Below are 4,174 nucleotides of genomic sequence, written 5' to 3' on the forward strand. Positions count from 1 at the left end.
GGCGGGCGAGGAGCCCCAGCGCTGTGTGGTCGTGCTGCCGGCCTGACGCCGGTGGTGCTGCCGTTCCGGCGTCCGACCCCGCCCGCCTCGCGCGGGCGGGGTCGTCGGCTCTGCGGCGGAGTGGTGTTTCACGTGGAACAGTGCTGGTAGGGCGGGTTGATTCGACGGTGAGCGGAGAGGCAGAGATGGACAGGGACGGCACGGAGCCCGAGGCGCCGCTGGAGGGGCCGGGGCAGGCGCCGGAGGCGGCGGGACGGATCTTCGGCGATCGGCTGCCGCAGGCCGTGCGCTACACCGAACTGCTGGCGACCGCCGGGGTGCAGCGCGGCCTGATCGGCCCGCGCGAGGTGCCCCGGCTGTGGGACCGGCACGTGCTCAACTGCGCGGTGCTGGCCGAACTGCTGCCCGCCGGGGTCTCGCTCTGCGACGTCGGCTCGGGGGCCGGGCTGCCCGGCATCCCGGTGGCGCTGGCCCGGCCGGACGTGTCGGTGACCCTGCTGGAACCGCTGCTGCGGCGCACCACCTTCCTGGAGGAGGTGGTCCGCGAACTCGGCCTGGAGAACGTCACGGTGCTGCGCGGCCGGGCCGAGGAGACGGTCGGCAAGCTGGCGGTGGACGTGGTGACCGCCCGCGCGGTCGCGCCGCTGGACCGGCTGGCCGGCTGGGGCATGCCGCTGCTGCGCCCGTACGGGCAGATGCTGGCGCTGAAGGGTGACACCGCCGAGCAGGAGCTGGCGGACTCGCGGGCGGCGCTGACCCGGCTCGGTGCCGTGAAGTGGTCGGTGATCGGGGTCGGCGAGGGCGTGCTGGTGACCCCGACCCGGGTGGTCCGGGTGGAGGCGGGGGAGAGCCCCGGCGGCGTCAAGGCGGCCACCCGCCGGGCCCGGGCGGCGCGGGCCGGCCGGGGCGGCAAGGGCGGCGAGGGGGCCGGGCGGCGGACCGGCGGCCGCGGGCGGCGCTGAGCCGGTTCGGGCTGGTGTTCGGGGCGGGTGGCCGGTGGGCCGCCCGCCCCGTTTCGATCGGTCCGGAACCGGAGTGTCGGGTCGGTTGATCCCGACATTCCGGGCATCGTGTTCCACGTGAAACGTCGCTTCCTGCTCTCCGGCGTACTTGATCAAGGGCTCAACCGGACCCCCGACCGTCATCCGGAGGTGACTGTTGCGGCCCCGGTTTCACGTGAAACACTGACCCCCATGCAGGAGTCGGAGATCGTCGATCAGGTGGATGACACCCCCGTCGCCCGGGCCGCGCACGTCGCCGTTCCGGCCCTCGGGCACACCGGGGAAGCGCTGCCCCGGCCCGCCGCGACCCGGGTCATGGTGGTCGCCAACCAGAAGGGCGGGGTGGGCAAGACCACCACCACCGTCAACCTGGCCGCCGGGCTGGCCATGCACGGGCTCCGGGTGCTGGTCATCGACCTCGACCCGCAGGGCAACGCCTCGACCGCGCTCGGCATCGACCACCACGCCGAGGTGCCGTCGATCTACGACGTGCTGGTCGAGGGCAAGCCGCTGGCCGACGTGGTGCAGCCGGTGGTCGACGTGGAGGGGCTGTTCTGCTGCCCGGCCACCATCGACCTGGCGGGCGCCGAGATCGAGCTGGTCTCGCTGGTCGCCCGGGAGAGCCGGCTGCAGCGCGCCATCGCCGCGTACGAGCAGCCGCTCGACTACGTGCTGATCGACTGCCCGCCCTCGCTGGGCCTGCTGACCGTCAACGCGATGGTGGCCGGCCAGGAGGTGCTGATCCCGATCCAGTGCGAGTACTACGCGCTGGAGGGCCTCGGCCAGCTGCTGCGCAACGTGGAGCTGGTGCGGGCGCACCTGAACCCCTCGCTGCACGTGTCGACCATCCTGCTCACCATGTACGACGCCCGGACCAGGCTGGCCGCGCAGGTCGCCGAGGAGGTGCGGACGCACTTCGAGAAGGAGGTGCTGGCCACCGCCATCCCGCGGTCGGTGCGCATCTCCGAGGCCCCCAGCTACGGGCAGACCGTGCTGAGCTACGACCCGGGCTCCACCGGCGCTCTCTCCTACCTGGAGGCCGCGCGCGAGCTGGCGCTGCGGGCCGAGGTCGCCAAGACGACGGTCGGGCGGCACCGGGCGGGCGCGGCGGTCGTTCCGCCGCAGAGCGGCGGGGAGACGTCCGCGCCGACGGCACAGCACAGTTCGATGGAGGGCAAGCGGTGAGTGGCACGCGCAGGGGTCTGGGCAGGGGTCTGGGGGCGCTGATCCCGGCGACCCAGCCGGCGGCGGCCGGGGTGGCTCAGGCCGAGCCGGCCGAGGCCGGGACCGTCACGGTGGTGCCGGTGGTGCCCGTGCCGACCGACCGCGGCACGGTGGCCGCCAAGGCCGCCGCGGAGAGCCTGCGGGAGCTGGCCGGCGATCAGCGCCGCAGCGTCCTGGAGGCCGCGCTGGCCCCGGTGAACGGCGCCCGGTTCGCCGAGCTGCCGCTGGAGTCGATCCGGCCCAACCCGCGCCAGCCGCGCGAGGTGTTCGACGAGGAGAAGCTCGCCGAACTGGTCGCCTCGATCAAGGAGGTCGGCCTGCTGCAGCCCGTGGTGGTCCGTCAGACCGGTCCCGACCGGTACGAGCTGATCATGGGCGAGCGCCGCTGGCGGGCCTCCCGGGAGGCCGGGCTGGACGTCATCCCGGCGATCGTCCGGGCCACCGACGACGACAAGCTGCTGCTGGACGCGCTGCTGGAGAACCTGCACCGGGCCGAGCTGAACGCGCTGGAGGAGGCCGCCGCCTACGACCAGCTGCTGCGCGACTTCGGGTGCACGCACGAGGAGTTGGCGGACCGGGTGGGCAAGTCCCGGCCGCACGTCTCCAACACGCTGCGGCTGATGAAGCTGCCGGTGTCGGTGCAGCTGAAGGTGGCGGCGGGGGAGGTCACCGCCGGGCACGCCAAGGCAATCCTGATGGTGCCGGACGCCGAGCGGCAGGAGAAGCTGGCCAACCGGGTGGTGGCCGAGCAGTTGACGGTGCGGGCCACCGAGGAGACCGCCAAGCTGCTGGCCGGCATCGAGCCGAAGAAGCGCGCCCCGCGGGCCGAGCCCCGGCCCACCCCGGCCTTCGACGAGCTGGCCGGGCGGCTCTCGGACCGCTTCGAGACCCGGGTCAAGGTCGAGGTCTCGCAGCGGGACGGCAAGCTGGGCAGGGGCAAGGTGGTACTGGAGTTCGGTTCGGTCGAGGACCTGAACCGGATCCTGGACAGTCTGGCCCCGGGCGAGCGGGGTCTGCCGCTGTCCTGACCCCGGGAACACGTACGGCGAACCATCGGGTGCATGTTTCACGTGAAACGTGCACCCGTTCCGTCGGGCGGAGCAGACTGGGGGTCTGGACCGTTTCCGCCTGGAGGAGGAGGTGCGGGCGTGGGACGGAGGGTCGTTCCGCTGACGCTGGACAACCTCTCGGATCTGCCGAACACCTGCCGCTCCTGCGTCTTCTGGGAGCTCGACCCGGTCAGCGGGCGGGACGCGCAGGACGCCGGCAAGGGGGAGTTGGAGAAGGAGGGGTGGATCTCCGCCGTGCTGCTGGAGTGGGGCTCCTGCGGGCGGGTCGCCTACGTGGACGACCGGCCGGCCGGGTTCGTGCTCTACGCCCCGCCCGCGTACGTGCCGCGCGGGCAGTCCTTCCCGACCAGCCCGATCTCGCCGGACGCGGTGCAGCTGATGGTGTCCCGGGTGCTGCCGGACTTCCAGGGGCAGGGCCTGGGACGGGTGCTGGTGCAGTCGGTGGCCAAGGACCTGATCCGGCGCGGCTTCCGGGCGATCGAGGCGTTCGGCGCGCAGGGGCGGGAGGTGCCGAGTTGCGTGCTGCCCGCCGACCACCTGTTGGCGGTGGGCTTCAAGACCGTCCGGCCGCACCACCGGTACCCGCGGCTGCGGTTGGAGGCGCGCACCACGCTCTCCTGGAAGGGCGACGTGGAGGGCGCGCTGGAGCGGCTGCTCGGCGGGCGGCGCCAGGAACCGGCGCTGCGGCCGTTCTGAGGGAGCCGTTCTCCGCTCCGGGGCGCCGCCGGCCGAGGGGCGGCCGCGGCGCTGAGGGCTTCTCAGCGAAGCCTCCGGAGCGCCCGGGGCCGTCGTCGGGCTGGGGCGGCCGCGCTCCCGGGGCTTCCTGACGAAGCCCCGACGACCCCCGGAACGCCGCGGCGCCCGGACGGAGACTCCGTC

Annotated in this window: 4 protein-coding genes; all 4 read left to right on the plus strand. The window is 73.8% G+C overall.

The window, feature by feature from the left end; all coding sequences use genetic code 11:
* The first annotated feature begins 185 nt into the window (after window positions 1-185).
* The 4 genes from rsmG to ACFUEL_RS36240 all read left to right on the plus strand — a co-directional run bounded on the left by rsmG (window position 186) and on the right by ACFUEL_RS36240 (window position 3,991).
* Window positions 186-962, plus strand: coding sequence for a 16S rRNA (guanine(527)-N(7))-methyltransferase RsmG (rsmG, locus tag ACFUEL_RS36225; protein WP_380241921.1), 777 nt, complete (start codon window positions 186-188; stop codon window positions 960-962).
* Between the two features lie 189 nt (window positions 963-1,151).
* Window positions 1,152-2,186 (plus strand): ParA family protein, encoded by a 1,035-nt coding sequence (locus ACFUEL_RS36230; protein ID WP_380241922.1) that lies wholly within the window; start codon window positions 1,152-1,154, stop codon window positions 2,184-2,186.
* Complete coding sequence (locus ACFUEL_RS36235) at window positions 2,183-3,253, plus strand: ParB/RepB/Spo0J family partition protein (protein ID WP_380241924.1); 1,071 nt, start codon at window positions 2,183-2,185, stop codon at window positions 3,251-3,253. Before ACFUEL_RS36230 ends, ACFUEL_RS36235 begins: the two co-directional genes overlap by 4 nt.
* Before the next feature lie 120 nt (window positions 3,254-3,373).
* On the plus strand, window positions 3,374-3,991 hold the full coding sequence (locus tag ACFUEL_RS36240; RefSeq protein ID WP_380241926.1) for a GNAT family N-acetyltransferase: 618 nt from the start codon (window positions 3,374-3,376) through the stop codon (window positions 3,989-3,991).
* Window positions 3,992-4,174: the final 183 nt, after the last annotated feature.

Origin of the sequence: Kitasatospora sp. NPDC057198 (assembly GCF_042670125.1) — a bacterium.
GTDB lineage: Bacteria > Actinomycetota > Actinomycetes > Streptomycetales > Streptomycetaceae > Kitasatospora.

Excerpts from the sequence above, each read along its gene's own strand:
- rsmG (WP_380241921.1), top strand. The coding sequence starts at position 186 with ATGGACAGGGACGGCACGGAGCCCGAGGCGCCGCTGGAGGGGCCGGGG.